This window comes from Bacillus sp. 22475 (assembly GCF_052044835.1).
GTDB lineage: Bacteria > Bacillota > Bacilli > Bacillales > Bacillaceae_G > Bacillus_A > Bacillus_A cereus.
Genome location: NZ_JBQENW010000023.1, coordinates 60540 through 78101, shown reverse-complemented (window position 1 = coordinate 78101; position 17562 = coordinate 60540). Strand labels below are relative to the sequence as shown.

Below are 17562 nucleotides of genomic sequence, written 5' to 3'. Positions count from 1 at the left end.
CCATTCGAATATGATAGAATAGAAGTATATCCAAAATGGAGGAATAGCAAATGAACTCAAACACAAAACAGTTTATTTATGATATCCAGCAAAGAAAGAACAATTATATAGAAAATGCATTAATAGCAATACAGCACCCTAAAAAAGAGCAATCTGAACAGGTCATTCAAAATATAGTAGAAAAGATGGATATGATGATTAGTCTAGTTACTACTTATATGAAGATTGAATCAGGATCTACGGAAGAATTAAAAGAACTTCAGAAAGAAATTATCCATGCTCAAGCATATATCCAAAAAAGAAAATTTGAAGAAACACAGAGATAAAACCCTGTGTTTTTATTTGGTGGTCTATGACGCTAATCTATTATAAATCAAGTTACATGTAATTTGATTATTGTTTTGGCATAATCCATACAATTTGTTGAATGCGTACAATATATGGCACCGTATCTTCAATGAGCAAATGATCTGGTTTCACATCCTTTAACTTTCCTCTTACATTACCTCTTACAGTTTCAATAACCACATGTTTACCAATTACTGATTGTAATGTCTGATATACGTAGGGATTAGGCACGCTTACCATATTTTGTTCACTAAAGTCATTCCCCTCCAAATAACTCATTCTATAAGGCTCCCTTCTAACTCGCATTTTTTCTCCTAATATATGATATAAATCTTATATATATGCTAGAAGGATAATTCATTTTAGGAATGGAAATAACATTTTAATAAGGTACGGTTTCTATTCCTAAATTGCTAAAAAACTATTTATATAAAGTTACTTTTACTAGTTAATAGGTGATGATATAGGGATATTTTGAATGTACATCTAGTTTGTTCCTTTCAGGATATGTATCATTTTAAATACGCCCTTTATTAGAATAGTGCTCATACTTTTTTTGAGATTCTTTAGTAATACGTGCGTTAAGTAAAATGACTAACAATAAAAACACTACATATTTTCCTCCTGTAGCTCCTATGATAACCACACTACTACAAACAAATAAAATTAATAGGAGAAACGAAATAAATACGGTTATAGTTCTTTGACATCTTCTCTTATTTTATGCGTTCTTTCCTTACATCCATTTAAATTCCTCCTTTAAATTATCTATTTCCCTTTAAATAATGCCTTAAAATCCCCTTTTTTTACCCTCTATTCCTAACATGTGGTATCATCCTTCCTTTTTAGTAATACTTTAGTAAACTAGACAACAGAAATGATATAGTCTAACATCTGTATACTGTTTACAGGGTTCCGATTAGTTTTCATAAAAAATCTGTTGTTTTCGCTGAAATGGATAAGTTGTAATCTCATCTGCATCTAATTTTTCATGAAACAAATGGACAGCTGTAATCTGCCGACACTCATAGGTATGGTAATAATAAGTGCCTGATTCCATGCACATTGCGCTGGTATAGATGGTATTATCTAATACTCCTTCTTCCGTTATCACTCCACCTTTAGGAAGCTCGCAAGTTGATAAGATATGAAAAACTGCCGATACCCCCTCCTCTTCGTTATCTATATCTTGGATATTTTGTTTGCCATATGCTGCCCGCACAAATCTTGATGGTGGGGTAAAATCACCCGGAAGCCCTATTGAACCTGAACCTTGTCCAAAAGCACTTAATGATAAATCCCCCCATAGTGTAGGCTCATAAGGCTGCGATCTAAGACCAATATATTGTCTTAAATTTTGTAGATGCCAGTTAAACTCTGGACTATTGGTCATTACCCCTAACGGATTGTCATACACTTTTAGCCCCTCAGTTGTCGGCTCTAGTACAATACATTCTCCCCATTTATCCGCTATGATCCAATGTAGTGGCGGAGTAAGTCCTAAAATAGGTAATGGTACATCCAAAAAAGAAATACTATCAACAGACTTTCTTAACTCTTCAATAGAATTGAACTGCGTGAGACTCCAAGCCACAAAATCAAATGGAGCCAGATTCGTTTTACTGTCATCTATACTTTCATTATAAGTGGCGAAACCTGGAAAATAGAGCGTTGCACAAGTCATACCTGCTTCATTTACTCCATCTGCCAGAATGACCCTTCCTTGATAGTTAATCCCCATCCCGACAACTGCTTGTTTCGTTTCGATGGTTTCACCAGTTATATTGTTCCATCGATAACTTCGAGGAACTATTATTACTTCTTGATTGAAATCTAATGTAAAATCCATCGTTCTTGCAAAAAGATGTTGACCGTTTTTTGTCTGTAATGTCAAACTAGTACACATAAAGAACACCCCTTTGTTTAGTTTATTTAAACAAAAATCCATTTAATTGCTATCCTTAAGTTGATAGGCACGTATCTTTTTTCTTACTCATATTTATTGATACCCCTTTCAAAATTTGAATTTTCTAATACAATAAGTCCATTACTATAAGAAAAATAAAAATGATCAAAGAGATTACTAATCTCCTTTATGATTCCCCCTAACAAGTTAAAAAGCTATTATAAACAAACTTCAATAAAAGGTACTTTCTCCCTCCTTTTTTATTACTGGATTTTTAAGTGGTTGGATGTTATCTAAAACAGAATTATTTATTGCATATGCTTCTTTCTAATTAACTAAACCCCCTGGTGAATAAAAAATAAATGTTTGATGTGAATGTGTTAGATTTATTAAATGGAATGCAAGCAGTACTTACTTCTATTATTGAGTGCCAAATAAATAATTAATAAAAAATTAGGGGTTATCTGGAATATGTTTAGAATCACTTATTTTGCATTTTTCTTATTCTCCTATTTAAAAGGTATTTACTATGTAATTGTGCATATTAACTAAATACTTAATAAACTCAATATTACATGTGGTAAAATATATGAGAAAGGTACTTTCTATAAAGTAGGTTCTTAGACCAGAAGCCATAACGCATCTTATATTCATGATATAGCGTTACTGTTATCACCCATACATATGTAAACTATTTTTCAAATGAAGTCTATTGGTGTCTAGGATCCTGTTTTATAGGAAGTGTTTTTATGGGATGGGGAACATATATAGGAACATGGTTCAAGTTAAAGAAAAGGCACTCCTAGGAGTGCCTTTTCTTTGACTATTTAAATGTGCGAACGCTTTCAAAACTATTGGATATAAATTGATGTACGCATTGTATTAAATAGTGCATTTATAGATGTCTTTTGGTACTCAAACGTTCCTTGTGTGAAAAGCATAGTAATAAAACTGAAGTGGTTCTGTAGATTTTTAGTACGGATGGCTCCAACTAAATCTTAGTAAACATTATTTGATTGAGGATATATCAAAAATTCAATTAATGTTAAAAGCTAGTTAACTCAATGTTAGGTGATTTTCTTTAAAAAGATTTCTACATTTTTTTGGTAACGTACCTCTCCTTTCTTACAAAAAACTGAACATTATTACATCAAAAAGGTTCTTTATCAAAGCATGTGGAATTAGCACATATGCAGGTTTTTATAAATGAAGAGGTGATTGTGTTGAAGTATTTAACAAAAGCAAAAAACTCATCAACAGGTCTGAGAGGGTATTTGGAATCCTATCCGTTAACTTCATTTTTTGTAATGGCATATTTATTCTCATGGGTTGTATTAATTCCATTTATCTTCTCACAATGGGGTATTTTCCCTAAAACAAAAGTATTTGATATTTTCTTTTTTGCCAATGCATTTGCAGGCCCTATGTTAGCAGCGTGTATCATGTTTCGAACTCTTGAAGGCAAAGAGTCATGGAAAAAAGTTAGCAAAAGCATTCTCACTACTAAGGTCGGTTTAAAGTGGTACTTGTTTACTCTCATCGTTATCCCCGCTGCAATGTTTCTAGGTATGGTGATATTAAATGGAGAGGTACCTACTTTCCGTGACCTTAATTTTGAATTTTTTATAACCTATCTTTTCTCTTTTGTAGCAATTTTCTTTCTCGGTGGACCTTTACCGGAGGAAATCGGATGGCGTGGTTTCGCTCTGCCCCGATTACAATCGAAATTTGGACCGTTAAAAGCTACATTACTACTTAGTGTTTTGTGGACTTTTTGGCATCTTCCACATTTCTTAACAGCTGCACAAAGGGGTGGCCCAGGTTCTGACCTTTCTCTCCTATATATTCACTTGCCAATTTTTATTTTACTATGTTTGCCGATCTCAATCATTCTTACTTGGGTCTATAACTGCAATCACGGTAACTTATTTATTGTCATGCTAATTCATGCGAGTGTAAATACGTTTAGTTTGGCACAAACTCATTCCACCAACCCTATTTTAAAGAATACAGATATATTTGTAGTGATAGGATTGGGATTTGTCGCTTTACTTATTCTTATTTTCACACGAGGCAATCTGGGATATAAACAAACTTTTAATGAAGTAGAGTTCAGTAAAAATGAAAATATAAGTAAATAGAAAAAAAATCATAGAATAATAGGTTAATGACAATAGTGTACCGCACTGCTATCAAGTTATAAATCATATTCTTCTTCAAAAAAACGTGCTTCTTTATTCAAGCTGAAATACAATTGTTTGCAAAGAGATTCTCAGATATTTGGTATCATATACCTTGGAGAAATAGGATTTTTTCAACAGAAAAATAATTTATAGTGGAAAGAGTATAATCATATTGATTATACTAATGTGTTTTGAATTGTACCTTTAAGGAGGCGTTGTCGATGAGAAAATATTTATATTTAATTTTGAAAAAAAACAAGAGGATAACGTACCACTAACCCCTAAAATACGTGCTTCCTCTTCAATATTGGAAGGAGAGTATCAGATTGAAGAAACTTTATTTAAAGGCTATTGACAAAAATAATTGGGAAGAAGCAATTAGACTGTCAGTTAAAGAAGAACAACAAACATTTATTGCATCCAACCTTTATTCTATCGCAGAAGTTCAATTTCTAGATAATTTCTATGCAAAAGGGATTTATTTTGATGAGAAAATCATAGGATTTACTATGTTTGGGATAGATCCTGATGATAATAATTATTGGATTTATAGACTTATGATTGATGAAAAATTTCAAGGGAAAGGTATAGGTAAACAAGCTATATATCTGGTAATTGATGAGATAAGAAGAAATAATAATGCAAACATTTCTATAATAATGATTGGATATGCTCCTGAAAACCTTACAGCTAAATTTGTATATAAAAAAGCAGGATTTATTGAAACGGAATTATCATCTTGGGGTGAACAGTTAGCTAAGTATTCCTTGTAAGCACTTGAATCTTTTAGACTTATTAAAGAAAAGAGTCTGATAGTATAGTAATGCAGATAGGAAATAATTAAACTTTTTTCAAACACGAATTTTTTCTATTCTTAATGTTTCTAATATACAAATAAAAAGTAGGAGGAGCCTATCGTGATAGACTCCTCCTAAAGAAAACCCTTATATATATGTTGGAAATAAATTTATTTTACTAATAATGAATATTCACCGTTTTTATCATCGAATTTATATACATTTAAATAATATTTCCCTGGTTTCGTTACGAATTTTCCCTTTATAGTATTTCCTTCATCTTCACCACAAGCTACATAATTTTGCATGTCTGATTCACGATAAAGTACCCATGTCATCCCAATATTTTGTTCATTTACCACAGAAATCTGTTTCAATAAATGATTAATGTAGATGGAAAGGAATACATGAATGAACTATAAAGTAATTTATGTATATTAATTAATAATTCCTTATTAATATTTATTTCCAGAAAAGAGGAACTTATTTTGTGGATCTTTACATAAAGTAATACTATAAAAAATAAGTTCCAAATAACACTAGGGATCCATGGTGGAATCCATTTTATACTGTTTTTATATGAAAAATTCTCTTCAAAACGCAAATAAAAAAGGGCAATTTCAGCCCTTTTTTATTTATAAATCCTCTATATCATATTCAGTATATCCCTCATAATAATAACTAATATCAATGCCTTTCATGAATACTTCACGACTATTAATTTTATCTACTAGTGCATTTTTGAGTAAATGCTTAATTTCAATATCTTTAATCGGGCTACGTTCCATTGCCAGTAAATAATCTTCTTTATCAATCCTATTCCAGTCAACCACCTGTTGAATTTCATTCTTAAAGATTAAATCTAACCATATTCTAGTCGCTCTACCGTTTCCTTCTCTAAAAGGATGAGCAATGTTCATTTCAACATACTTTTCAACGATTTCATCAAAGGTTGTTTGTGGCATAGTATTTATATGTTCTAGTGAATGGCTTAGATACATAACAGGAGCAAATCGAAAGTTCCCCTTCGCTATGTTAACCTTCCTAATCTTTCCAGCAAAGAAATAAATATCTTCAAATAGATAATTATGAATGTCAGAAAGACCCTTAAATGTGCCAACTTCTATGTGGTTTATTTCTCCTGAATCATATAAATCTTTGGCTTTCATTTTTGATAGTCGTTCTTCCACTCGATTCAATTCCAACTGATTTTTGATACCTAATTTATTTTCTAGCACGGTCATTCTCCTCTTTTTCTGCCATTAATTCTTTTAGCATATCCAAATCTTCTTGTGTGGCTAAATTCTTGATGAAACTTCTAGCCATAGTTTTATAATTGAGATATTTCGTTTGTTCTGGATTACGTTTTTTATAGTTTTTTGTGGCTTCATTTTGCGCCTTGCTATATGCCATTCTCTCCCTCACTTTCAAGTATATAAGCATATTATATATGACTTAGTAATATATTCAAGCGAAAGAAAAGCTAGTGCCGGAGCCCTAGTCTAACACTATACCAAATATATAATTTTAAATTTTTTCATTTCACAATATTTATCTTTTTAGAATAATCTCTCATATGTAATCAAGATTTTTCACTCTCTGTAAAAAGTGATTTATGTTCTACTGGAGAAGAAAGCACTATTAAGGTTGTAGGCTTTCCATACTCTAAGCACAAATTAATATAGTCTTCAAGTGTATGTACTGATTCTGTCACTACCTTTGTTAGATAACTGTATAAACCGGCAATACGATGGCATTCGACTACTTCTGGATGTTCCATTGCAAATTTTTTATATTTGTTGCAATCTCTTGGTTCCATTAAAACAAACGCGGTAATATGTTTTTTTAATTCTTTCGGATTAACAATCGTACGATAACTTATAATGACACCCTGTTCCTCTAGTCTTCTGACCCGCTCTGTAACAGAAGGGGAACTCAAACCTACCAGCTTTCCTATTTCAACCATACTTAAACGTGCATTTCCCTGAAGATGTGAAAGAATCTTTAAATCTGTTTGATCCATTAATGTATCTCCCCTTGATTAATTAAGAATACAATTAATAATTCTTAATTTTTTTAAGAAAATTATAATTAATACATAAATTATAGCATGTTATCTTTTTTTAAAACTTTATATAATTGATATCAATTAACTAAAGAGAGGCTGAATATCTTGACACAACAATCATTGAAACGTTCAATTACTTGGGTACAAGGGACTGCATTAACCATAGGAGCTGTGTTGGGTTGTGGAATTCTTATATTGCCCTCAATTACTGCAAATAGCGCTGGACCAGCTTCGCTTTTATCTTGGGTTATCATGTCTATATTAGCTTTTCCCATTGTCGTAACTCTGGTACGTCTTGCTAAAATGATTCCTAGCGCAGGAGGAATTACAGCTTATGTTCAAATGGCATTTAATGCAAATACGAGTGCCATCCTAGGGTGGATTATGTTAGGATCTATTCCTATTGGAGTGCCTATTATCGCTTTAACAGGTGCCCAATATATTGACTATGTTTTTCCAATAAGTAATGCAGGAGTTATAGGCATCGCAGCAGTAATTTTGATTACTTCTTTACTCTTACATATTAAAGGAATTGAGTTATCGTCAAAAGTAAGTGTGTTTGTCATTTGTATAATTTCACTTCTAATAATTGTAGCTGTTGTCGTTTCTATCCCCTATGTAAAATTAAGTTCTTTTACACCTTTTGTACCAAACGGATGGTCTTCTGTTGGAGCTTCTTCTGTAATTATCTTTTTCTCATTTGTAGGATGGGAAATGATAACCCCATTAGCTGAAGAGTTTAAAAGACCTGCTAAAGATATTTCCATTAGTCTATTTTTAGGGGCAATTTGCATCTCAATTATGTACATTGCAATATCTTTTGTAACAATAGGGACTCACTCATATGGTGATAAGAATCAGATAGCTTCCCTTAGTATTCTAATATCAAAAGGATTAGGACCAATAGGTACATATATAACCACTATTTTAGCAATTTTCATTTCGTTTAGTGCTGTACATGCTAACATTGCAGGTTTCTCAAGAATGATTTATGCCCAAGCTAGAGAAGGGCATTTCCCTTCCTTCTTTGCTAAATTACATTCTAAATTCCAAACTCCAACTAGAGTTTTACTAGTTTTAAGCGGAATTTTTAGTTGTATTTTAATTTTTTATGGTATAGCACGACCAAATTTAGAGATGCTTCTAAAAGGCCCTAGTGTAATTTTTATTACCTCGTATATTTTTACAATGTTAGCTGCTCTTAAGTTATTAAAAGTTCAAGATATAGGTTGGTGGATGGCCTTCCTATCTTTGGTTATATGTATTTTTGTATACTCATTTAGTGGTTGGGCGATTTTCTATCCAGTAATCTTATCATTCATAGGTGGGATCTATATACTTATGAATAAAAAGTACAGCACTGTAATCAATCATCAATTAGATACACCTAATGAAAAATAGTTTCATAATCTCTATAAACTAATTCTACAAATTATATACTGTTATTAACACTATCAAGATAGGAATAGATATAAATTCTGCTAACTTATAATTAACTCAAATTAACTTTATGGAATATGAATAATTATGTGTATTTAAGAAAAAACCAGGATAACTTTTTAAAATCATCCTGGTTTTTTCTGTATAAAATGAATTTCGTTATTTTTATTTATTTCTCCAATTATATATTTCTTCACAATAAATAAACAAATAGATACATTGTTTAATTATGTAAAAAATATATAATTAAATACCCCTATAAACTATATAAAATTCAAACCAGCATATCAGCGAAAGTAGATCCAACGTTGTTTTTACGCTTCATATGCTTTTCTAAATATATTTTAGTCGTTTGAATATTTTCATGGCCAAGTGTTTGCATTAAATGATATAAATCTGCATTACCTTGTTCTACTGCCATAATTGCAAAAGCATGACGGAATGTATGCGCCGTTACTGGATTTTCACGGTACAGTAGAAACTCTAAGTTTGTCTTTTTTATCATATCTGTTACTTGATTGGATAATGTTTTAGAGTTATAAGTATTTCCTCTTTGATTTATAAATACAGGACTCTCATCCCCTTTATCCAATACCGTTTGGCATCCTCTTCTGAGCCTCATTTCACAAATACATTGATATAAATGTTCCGAAATAAAAAGTTCACGCACTTTATCCCCTTTTCCAGTGACTTTTAACCAGTACTTTCCGTCATAATGTAAATCTTTCACTCTCGCGGTGCACAATTCTTGAATTCTTGCACCAGTACTTGCTAGAGCCAGTAAAATTGTATAGTTTACTAAATGTCCTCTTTCTTTATAAAACCCTAAAATTTTCATAACCTCATCATAGGATAGATCCCGATTTGGCCGATCCTGCTCATTTACATTTGCGCGCTGTAGTTCTTCATGAAGAGGCTTTTCAATATAAGAAAATACATGAAGATGTTTTAGAAAAGATCGAATGAGCACTGTTTTCTTTGCAAGTGTTGCGACTGCATACGTGTCACCATTCCTACCGTTCTCTACCCTTTTCAACCAAGAATTGTATTTACGAATATGCCAAGGTTGCAATGTTTTCAATAAAGAGTTCTTTTTCTGTACCTCATCCCCATTCAATTCAAATTCTTCTGCATGCTGCACCATGCACTGACAAAATGATAAGATTTCTGAGATATAACTCTTTTTCGTATCCTCTTTTCTATTCTTCTTCTCATCCATATCTTTTTGTAAATGTACGAAATGATAAATGACTTCTATGTCACTTAAATACGTATATTTACCCTTTCCCTCTTTTTCTGCAACCTCCATCTTATCTTCCACCATATCTACATGACTGTTGTTATATAGATATGGAACGATATCTTTTATATTCTCTACATATGTATCCATATACTCACTTTGATTGTTTATAATTAATAAACTTTCTTTTACATTTTTTTTATTCATATTTCAAATTCACCTCTCCTATAGAAGATTATGAATATAATTCTCTTTATTACCTATAATTCTTATTTTATTTTACTTCTATTAATTATACAAATGATAATTCTTTTTCTTTCTGTAAAAACGTTATATTCTTCTCTATTTACTAATACTTATATTTTTTTATAATTTATTAGTAAATATATATTATTTACTAGTTAACTTCTTAACTATCATAGATATATTATAATAAAAACAACTATAAAAATTTATTAATATATAAAATGGATTAAAAAGATTATCAAACTATAAAAATGAATAAGATGTTTAATAAAATCTATTTCTTATTTTAAATATAAATCAGATTCTGATATGATATATACATATCTAAAATATTAGCAAACGATAGTTATGGAGGTGTCATTTCATGACACAAGATTTATTGTTCATTACAAAACCTACTGTAACGACAAAAGAGGCAGCCGACTTATTACGAGTAACGGTACAAACAATTTTAAAAAAAGAAAAAGATGGATTAATAGAATGTGTATATAAAGATAACTGGAAGCAATTCGGTAGTAAGATTTTCTATTTAGAGGATATTGAACGTTTAAAAAATAAAAATGAGGTTAAAGGCCTTAGCACGAAAGAAGTAGCTGAAATTCTTAATGTTGCACCATCTACTATCTTTACATACATCAAATCTGGAAAATTACCCGCAACAATGGTAGAAAAACGAGGAAAACAAGTATATATTATCGATGAGGAAGAGCTAGAGATTTTTATGCTTGATTATGAAAAAACTAAAACAAAAGAGCGAAAAACATTTATTACTAAGATTCAAGATGAAGATATATATTTATATCAATTATTAAAACATCTACACACTGGAAAAACCGCTAGGGTAATAGAGATTAATGGAGGAGACGGCAAGATTCTTACAGAGGACGAAGAAATTTTCCCTCTATCCACTTATAAGGAACATGATTACTCCTTTGAACCTTTCAATAAAAAAGCGGTAATTACAAAACGAGGGTATTTATCTTTTTCATTTAAAAAACCTCAACTATTTAATTCTATCACTTATAATCTAATAAATTTATTTTATAAAGAGCTAGGTGTTACAAATATGCGATTAAGTAATTCATCAGATACTATCAGATTAGAAATTAAACCTTTTGTATTACAAGTAGATCCATTGCAGTTTCAAGAGGAAATTAAATACTTACATTCTCATATGAAATCCGGCACGATCCTTCCACATGTAGAAGGAATTTACTTTAAAAGTAATGTAGAGCCATTAACTTTTCATGTGGATCATCAATTCAAGCAAAAAGTAGTTCAGATGGCAGCCGGTGCTGGTATGGGACAAGAAGAATTCTTATTGCAAGCTGTAAAATCTTATATAAGAAATTTAGAATAACATTAGATTTCTTATAAATTAGAAGAAGCGTAGAAAGGTTTAATTTCTACGCTTCTTAAGTTATTCAATTTAATCATTCTATTCTGTGGGAGCGTCATGGCCCGCGACATTCTTGTTTCCTCAATTTGGTTCTTATTATTCAAATTGCCCACGCATTTTTATTCCCAATGGGTACACCTGTCTTCTTTTCTGTGTACACCTTTTCTGTCCCATTGGTATCTGATTTTATAGTATTAACCCTTACATCATATTTCTCAGCTACATCCTTATACTTCATACCTTACATTTTATCTTCTTGTGCTAATTCGTGTCTATGTTTTAATTCATATCACCCCACATCTTCTATATGATTCTCCTAGATCTTGTTTTCTACATGAAGCTACACTTTAGAAAACAAGATCTAGGAGAGTCATACATGAAATATTTTAAAGGAAAACAATTCAAGAAAGATATTATTTTAGTAGCTGTCGGCTATTACTGCCGTTTTTCTTTAAGTTATCGTGATGTACCTGAAATCCTAAAGGAACGTGGCATTTCAGTTCACCCAACAACCATCATGCGATGGGTTCATGAATATGGCAATCTCATCTATCAAATTTGGAAAGTGAAAAATAAATCTGCACGCTTATCTTGGCATTTGGATGAGACTTATATCAAAGTTAAGGGAGAATGTCATTATCTCTATCGTGCAATTGATAAGGATGGACACACATTGGATATTCAACTTCGTAAAAAACGAGATCATCAGGCTGCCTATGCCTTCATGAAAAGATTAGTAAAACATTTTGGAAAACCAACGGTTCTCACTTCAGACAAAGCACCAGCATTACTTTGCGCATTTAACAAATTAAGAAAACAAGGATTTTATCCAACTACAATCCATTGTACAATCAAACCTTTAAACAATCTTATTGAACAGGATCATAGGCATGTAAAGAGACGTTTTGCCAGATCCGCAGGATTTCAAAATCTTCGTCATGCTTCACGTACCATAAAAGGGATTGAAACCATTCATGCCCTATATAAGCAAAGGCGAAGTCTTCAAAGAGACTCCGCCTTTTCAACGTACAATGAACTTCAACAATTACTAGCTATTTCCTAAACATTGCTCCTCATTTATCAACCTGTTTATGCTTTTTTCAAACTTTGCAACAGAACCGAAGAAAGAATGTTATAATAAATTTTATTATTTTACTGTATTGCATTGGAGGCACTTAACTTGGAAATTAGGAAAGCAAATAAAGAAGATATAAAGGGCGTTTCAAGGGTTTATGTTGATAGTTGGAGCACTACTTATCGTGGTCTAGTACCTGACGATTATCTGGATGAATTATCGTACGAAGATGCAGCAAAAAGATGGATTGATTTTTTAAATAACGAAAATGAACCTTTTATTTATGTTGCGATTAATGATACAGGGAATATTATAGGTTTTGCATCAGGTAAACGTATTGATGAGAAGAATTTTGATGGAGAACTATATTCGCTTTATCTCTTACAGGAATGTAGAGGATTAGGTGTTGGTAGGCAGCTTATTTCAGCTATTGCTAAGCATTTTAAAGAAAACGGTATTTATTCTATGATGGTTTGGGTAATGAAACAAAATAAATCTGGACTTGGTTTTTATGAACGTATGGGAGGAAAAGAATATATTCATAGGACTAGTACGTTTGGAGGAACAATAGTAGAGGATGTTGCGTATGCCTGGAAGGAAATTTCAGACTTATGTGTTGAGTAAGAGTAAAAAAGGTGAACCTTGTTTAATTAACAGGTGCAATTGTTTAAGATCAAAGGTAGAAAATGATCAAACTTTTTTATAAAATCGAAACTTAAATATGCTAGAGAAAAAGCCATTTTGAAAAAAGATTGATCAAAATGGCTTTTTTATTTACCATAAAATACGGGTTTGTAAGGTGTTTTTAACCAAACTTTAATTCAAAGCAACAATTGTTTAACTTATTATCATACACCCTAATCATACAATAGAAATTAAGTATTTACAGTAACCATTCAATGGATGATTAGGGTTAACCCATAATAGACAAATTACTTAATAAAAATAAACAAAACGATATTTATGATCTCAATAAATCAATTCTGGAAATAAAAGTAAGACTATGACCTATTTTTACACGTATCTCGGCTGTCCCCCATTTACTAAGAATAATGAATCTACTTAACTAATTGTTGTTGAATCTGCTTAATTAAGTGTTCAGCGCCTTCAGGACTAAGAACGATTTGCCCATTTGCTAATGATATATTTCTTTCTGAAATATCACCAGTTACTACACAAGCATCGTAAGATTTATATTTTTGTAAAATGATCTTTTCATCTTCTACAAATATTTCTACAGGATCTTTTTCTGTAATTCCTAATGTTGTTCTTAACTCTTTTGGAAGAACAATCCGCCCTAATTCATCTATCTTTCGTGTAACACCTGTTGATTTCATGTTAATACCATCCTTTTATTATTAATTACTACTCACCTATGAACAAGCGGATTAAATGTTGTTTTTCTAGTAATCTAACACAAATTTAGTTTTTCTAATAACCAGTCTTGCACTTCATCTTTTAGGTCTATACCTACAGCAATAGTTCCAAGTATTACACCTTTTCCAATAAGGTTTATATCTACAGACATTGCTACCTTTACTGTCTTAATTTCATATGTAACTGTTTCGATGTGTTTTTTTGGAACACGGATAAAGTTAATTAAACCTGAGGTTTCAACATATCTTTCTGTAATTTTAATTTTATTATCTTTCCAAGAAAACTCCGTATCTGTAACTGTTTTAGGATTTTTTGTTCCAAATAAGCCCACAAGTAATAGACCTCCTATATAGTAATATCACAACCTTATCATATAGATAGAAATATTTATAGGGTGACATAACAAGAATGTATAAATAACAAAAGAGAGAACGTATACATTACGTCCTCTCTTTTGTTAAATATGTTCTCCATGGTCAATATAATTATCACCGTATTCGTATGCTGGTGCAGGAGGTCTGCCATGGTCAAGAGTAATCATACCTGCATTTCCGTACACATTTTCATAGCTAGAAATATAATCTGGTCGTTGTGGTGCAGGAGGTCTACCATGATCAGCTTGTGATGTATAAGATTCTGCAAAAATTCCAATAGTTAAAACAGCAGAAAAACAAAACAATCCCATTAGTACTTTTTTCATTTTAACGCACTTCCCTTCTGAAGTAATTCTTTAGCATCATAAGATATATTAAAATATTGGCTAGCTTTCTCATGATTTCCTTCTTGATAAAGTTTTTTCGCTAAAATTCCAGCGTACTCTTCCATAAAGCCATAAAGTTTTTGGGATTCAAAGTAATTTAGTCCATCTGTAATCGTTGTTTCTAGATTCTGCTTATAATTTTCATCGTACTGTGCTCGAAGTATTCGTAAATGATGTGTATATTCAACATCAGCTAATTCAAATCCTTGAATCAAAAACTCCTGCGCTTTCTTGATTTCGTTTAACTTGAAATGTTCTCGAGCCAATAAGAACACAGTTTTATGATAAGGTCTCTCACATTTATAAACATCCATTAAATGTCGAATCGCAGTTGCGGATATACCTTGTTTTGCATATAGAAAACCTAAGTTGTATTGAATTAAGGTAATCAGTCGAGTACAGTTATGTTTTTTAGCCATATCTAAGCACTTAACAAAAAGCTCTTCTCCTTGTTCAAACTGACTTAAAGTGACACTTGCCAATCCCAGGATTGTATCGCATTCAATTTGATTCACTACATAATCTTCATGCTTTTTGTATATGTCTTTTGCTTTCATGACATGCTTAATTGTTAATAAAGGTTGTTGAAGATGGTAATATAGTTCACCAAGTTTATAATTAAATTCAGCTTTTTCAATGTCATTAGGAATATACTCTAAAAGTCGTTCAGCTTCTTCAAATTGCTCCATAGCCTCCATATAGTTAGCAATCATGGTGTTATGCACAGCTTTATAGAAATGGTAGTAGTATTTTAAATATTCATCAATGGTTTTTGTTGTAAGTTTTTCAACTGCATCAAAATCACTACGAGTTACATATGATTTATTTATTAACACTTTAAAACTATAATCCAATAGAGAATAATACAATAAGAGATTTTGATCTTGTAGATCCCGATTTTGCTCGACCATTAAGACACTAATCTTTTCATCAACTTCTTCTTTCATTCTTGTCGCTTTTGTTATTTGTTTAGATAAAATAACCTTATACCACTCATTTAATAGTTTCATAACTTTTCCATTATTCAGAATTATCATATCGCAATCTCCTTTATTTTGTTTATATAAAAACAATCATAACAAAGTTTAATTGTAATAAGCTGTAAAAAAACAACTTTATAAAAAATATTCGAAATATTCTTATAATAATTTATCAATTGACTGAAAATTATCGGTAAATCGTTAGATTGTGATGAAAGAATAAACTATATAAAACTAGTTGTAAAGCTAGTATTGGTATAGTGTGAACCATATTTGTCGAAACTTTTTGGTGATTATTTGGTTTTTAAGTATTTATTTTCCATATTTTCAGAGTTAACATTTAACTGTGCTAACAAATAAAGGTGAATTAGCATGGTATTGTCTTAATTAATATTTTAGGAGGTATGAAAAATGAAAAAGATTAGTAAAGTTTTAAGTGTAGCAGGATTATCTCTTGCTATATTCGGAGGAGGAACAATTGCAAGCGCAGCTGAGGATAACACAATTGATTCTACTGTAAAAAAAGGTAATGTATTAGATTTAACAGATCAATCGAATGTACAAATAGGTGAGGTACTAACGTTTGGGGAACTTGTAAATCAAATTGCTGCAGATACCAATAAACCTAGAGAAGAAATTTCTCAGCAACTCATAGCTCAGGGAAAATCTCGTGGACAATCATCTGCTACAACACTTGCCGGTACGTACCGAACACTAACAACTAATTTTTCAGTAACACCTTTCTATAGCCCTTCATTAAGGTTTTATTGTGAAACAAATGAATGGAGTGGAAGCTTCAGGGGTATTAAGGAAATAAAACATATTAATATGAATAGAGATGCAAATGGTCTTTCTAAAACGTTCAGTGGTACAGTTCAAGCGAACTTAGAGGATCCTAACAGAATTTTCTATATTGTTAATGGTGATTTTCATAATAATGGCACAACTACTTTTAATGGCAATGTATCCATTACTGTAGGGAAGACAGAAAGTGTAGGTTTTAGTGCATCTTATGCGACAAGTCACTATAAATATATTTATAAAGAAGGATATGTATATTTTTAAAGTTGATAAATTTTTAAATGTTCGATTACTTCTTAATTACATGTTAAGTTCGTTATACATGCTAATTTAATGGAGGTGATCTCTCTGCAACCTAAATATATTCTGTTTATTCAAATTCTAATAGGAATACTAATAATCATGGCACCAATTATTATTACTGGTGAATTATATGATGTTTCAAAGACTATGGGTGATTTGCTAGTTGCTGAATTAATTATAAGAACACTTTCTTTCATAATAGGACTTGTAGTTATTAGTAAGGCGTTTGAAAAGTATTCTAAATAGTTATGAATACGTTATTTTCTAGCAATTTATAGAAAAGGGTTATTCATATTGAGTAGCCCTTTTTACTATTGCACTTACGCATAAGTTTTATTTGCAGATATATAGTATGTTGTAACTTTACTGTTATATACTTTGTATTGAACTTTTAACTGATAATCTTTCATTATTATTTAATTTCATGTTAATTTCACAAAAATAATTACACCCACTAATGAATGTACTTACTTCCAAAATTTCCACCATGATTTCCTTTTTGCTGCCGCTATTTCTTCCTGGGCTAACACAATAGTACATTTTGCTTCTTGAATCTCTGACCATCTTCATAAGATTATCGTCTCTTAGCTCTAACCTCTTTTCTATCCTTTTTTCAAATAACTGTACAGGTATAGCGTA

The 17562-nt window shown here is 31.2% G+C and carries 19 protein-coding genes and 5 pseudogenes; 9 read left to right on the top strand and 15 right to left on the bottom strand.

All coding sequences use genetic code 11. The features are described 5' to 3' along the window. Window positions 1-50 precede the first annotated feature (50 nt). Window positions 51-326: a hypothetical protein gene (locus ACTJJY_RS25040; RefSeq protein WP_001087710.1), complete on the top strand. Its 276-nt coding sequence runs from the start codon at window positions 51-53 to the stop codon at window positions 324-326. 67 nt (window positions 327-393) lie between these two features. On the opposite strand, the gene ACTJJY_RS25035 is transcribed toward ACTJJY_RS25040, so the two are convergent. From ACTJJY_RS25035 to ACTJJY_RS25020, 4 genes and pseudogenes are all read right to left on the bottom strand, one after another. Further along, window positions 394-627: a YuzF family protein gene (locus ACTJJY_RS25035; protein ID WP_002068860.1), complete on the bottom strand. Its 234-nt coding sequence runs from the start codon at window positions 625-627 to the stop codon at window positions 394-396. Between the two features lie 238 nt (window positions 628-865). Continuing rightward, window positions 866-1058 (bottom strand): annotated as a pseudogene (locus tag ACTJJY_RS25030) (hypothetical protein). Between the two features lie 209 nt (window positions 1059-1267). Beyond that, complete coding sequence (gene bsh, locus ACTJJY_RS25025; protein ID WP_440606850.1) at window positions 1268-2254, bottom strand: choloylglycine hydrolase; 987 nt, start codon at window positions 2252-2254, stop codon at window positions 1268-1270. A gap of 851 nt (window positions 2255-3105) precedes the next feature. Continuing rightward, window positions 3106-3183, bottom strand: a pseudogene (locus tag ACTJJY_RS25020) (DUF4879 domain-containing protein); the annotation flags it as partial. A 261-nt stretch (window positions 3184-3444) separates the two neighbouring features. On the opposite strand from ACTJJY_RS25020, the gene ACTJJY_RS25015 reads away from it, so the two are divergent. Further along, the gene (locus ACTJJY_RS25015; protein ID WP_440606849.1) at window positions 3445-4395 is read left to right on the top strand and encodes a CPBP family intramembrane glutamic endopeptidase; all 951 of its coding nucleotides are present in this window, start codon (window positions 3445-3447) and stop codon (window positions 4393-4395) included. Window positions 4396-4763: 368 nt separating this feature from the next. After that, on the top strand, window positions 4764-5210 hold the full coding sequence (locus ACTJJY_RS25010) for a GNAT family N-acetyltransferase (protein ID WP_440606845.1): 447 nt from the start codon (window positions 4764-4766) through the stop codon (window positions 5208-5210). 194 nt (window positions 5211-5404) lie between these two features. Here the strand turns inward: ACTJJY_RS25010 and ACTJJY_RS25005 are convergent. The 4 genes and pseudogenes from ACTJJY_RS25005 to ACTJJY_RS24990 all read right to left on the bottom strand — a co-directional run. Continuing rightward, a pseudogene (locus tag ACTJJY_RS25005) lies at window positions 5405-5602 on the bottom strand (pre-peptidase C-terminal domain-containing protein); the annotation flags it as partial. Between the two features lie 267 nt (window positions 5603-5869). Beyond that, on the bottom strand, window positions 5870-6478 hold the full coding sequence (gene fic / locus ACTJJY_RS25000; protein ID WP_033667260.1) for a protein adenylyltransferase Fic: 609 nt from the start codon (window positions 6476-6478) through the stop codon (window positions 5870-5872). Continuing rightward, a complete protein-coding gene (locus ACTJJY_RS24995) occupies window positions 6459-6647 on the bottom strand; it encodes a hypothetical protein (protein WP_000331757.1) in 189 nt (62 codons plus the stop codon). Before ACTJJY_RS24995 ends, fic begins: the two co-directional genes overlap by 20 nt. Window positions 6648-6816: 169 nt before the next feature. Then, entirely contained in the window at window positions 6817-7257 is a 441-nt protein-coding gene (locus ACTJJY_RS24990) for an Lrp/AsnC family transcriptional regulator (RefSeq protein WP_440606844.1), read from the bottom strand. A gap of 150 nt (window positions 7258-7407) precedes the next feature. Here ACTJJY_RS24990 and ACTJJY_RS24985 point away from each other — a divergent pair, with 150 nt between their 5' ends. Then, entirely contained in the window at window positions 7408-8703 is a 1296-nt protein-coding gene (locus ACTJJY_RS24985; protein ID WP_440606843.1) for an APC family permease, read from the top strand. Between the two features lie 313 nt (window positions 8704-9016). Here ACTJJY_RS24985 and ACTJJY_RS24980 read toward each other — a convergent pair whose 3' ends face one another. Further along, on the bottom strand, window positions 9017-10189 hold the full coding sequence (locus ACTJJY_RS24980) for a tyrosine-type recombinase/integrase (protein ID WP_440606842.1): 1173 nt from the start codon (window positions 10187-10189) through the stop codon (window positions 9017-9019). Between the two features lie 403 nt (window positions 10190-10592). Between ACTJJY_RS24980 and ACTJJY_RS24975 the strand changes: the two genes are divergently transcribed. Then, window positions 10593-11588, top strand: coding sequence for a helix-turn-helix domain-containing protein (locus ACTJJY_RS24975; protein WP_440606841.1), 996 nt, complete (start codon window positions 10593-10595; stop codon window positions 11586-11588). A gap of 87 nt (window positions 11589-11675) precedes the next feature. Here ACTJJY_RS24975 and ACTJJY_RS24970 read toward each other — a convergent pair. Beyond that, window positions 11676-11865: pseudogene (locus ACTJJY_RS24970) on the bottom strand (hypothetical protein); the annotation flags it as partial. 138 nt (window positions 11866-12003) lie between these two features. Here ACTJJY_RS24970 and ACTJJY_RS24965 point away from each other — a divergent pair. Both ACTJJY_RS24965 and ACTJJY_RS24960 read left to right on the top strand, forming a co-directional pair. Next, entirely contained in the window at window positions 12004-12690 is a 687-nt protein-coding gene (locus ACTJJY_RS24965) for an IS6 family transposase (protein ID WP_440606840.1), read from the top strand. A 117-nt stretch (window positions 12691-12807) separates the two neighbouring features. Further along, complete coding sequence (locus ACTJJY_RS24960) at window positions 12808-13326, top strand: N-acetyltransferase family protein (RefSeq protein ID WP_440606839.1); 519 nt, start codon at window positions 12808-12810, stop codon at window positions 13324-13326. Between the two features lie 434 nt (window positions 13327-13760). On the opposite strand, the gene ACTJJY_RS24955 is transcribed toward ACTJJY_RS24960, so the two are convergent. From ACTJJY_RS24955 to ACTJJY_RS24940, 4 genes are all read right to left on the bottom strand, one after another. Next, window positions 13761-14039 (bottom strand): AbrB/MazE/SpoVT family DNA-binding domain-containing protein, encoded by a 279-nt coding sequence (locus ACTJJY_RS24955; RefSeq protein WP_166695717.1) that lies wholly within the window; start codon window positions 14037-14039, stop codon window positions 13761-13763. A gap of 74 nt (window positions 14040-14113) precedes the next feature. Beyond that, the gene (locus ACTJJY_RS24950; protein ID WP_098674949.1) at window positions 14114-14410 is read right to left on the bottom strand and encodes a hypothetical protein; all 297 of its coding nucleotides are present in this window, start codon (window positions 14408-14410) and stop codon (window positions 14114-14116) included. Window positions 14411-14536: 126 nt separating this feature from the next. Then, window positions 14537-14779, bottom strand: a complete 243-nt coding sequence (locus ACTJJY_RS24945) for a hypothetical protein (RefSeq protein WP_440606838.1) — start codon at window positions 14777-14779, stop codon at window positions 14537-14539. After that, on the bottom strand, window positions 14776-15876 hold the full coding sequence (locus ACTJJY_RS24940; protein WP_440606837.1) for an aspartate phosphatase: 1101 nt from the start codon (window positions 15874-15876) through the stop codon (window positions 14776-14778). The genes ACTJJY_RS24945 and ACTJJY_RS24940 overlap by 4 nt, the downstream gene beginning before the upstream one ends. Before the next feature lie 354 nt (window positions 15877-16230). Between ACTJJY_RS24940 and ACTJJY_RS24935 the strand changes: the two genes are divergently transcribed. Together ACTJJY_RS24935 and ACTJJY_RS24930 are read left to right on the top strand one after the other, a co-directional pair. Next, complete coding sequence (locus ACTJJY_RS24935) at window positions 16231-16884, top strand: hypothetical protein (protein ID WP_440606836.1); 654 nt, start codon at window positions 16231-16233, stop codon at window positions 16882-16884. Between the two features lie 69 nt (window positions 16885-16953). After that, window positions 16954-17169, top strand: coding sequence for a hypothetical protein (locus ACTJJY_RS24930; protein WP_033667167.1), 216 nt, complete (start codon window positions 16954-16956; stop codon window positions 17167-17169). A 221-nt stretch (window positions 17170-17390) separates the two neighbouring features. On the opposite strand, the pseudogene ACTJJY_RS24925 reads toward ACTJJY_RS24930, so the two are convergent. Beyond that, window positions 17391-17538 (bottom strand): annotated as a pseudogene (locus ACTJJY_RS24925) (DUF3967 domain-containing protein); the annotation flags it as partial. Window positions 17539-17562: the final 24 nt, after the last annotated feature.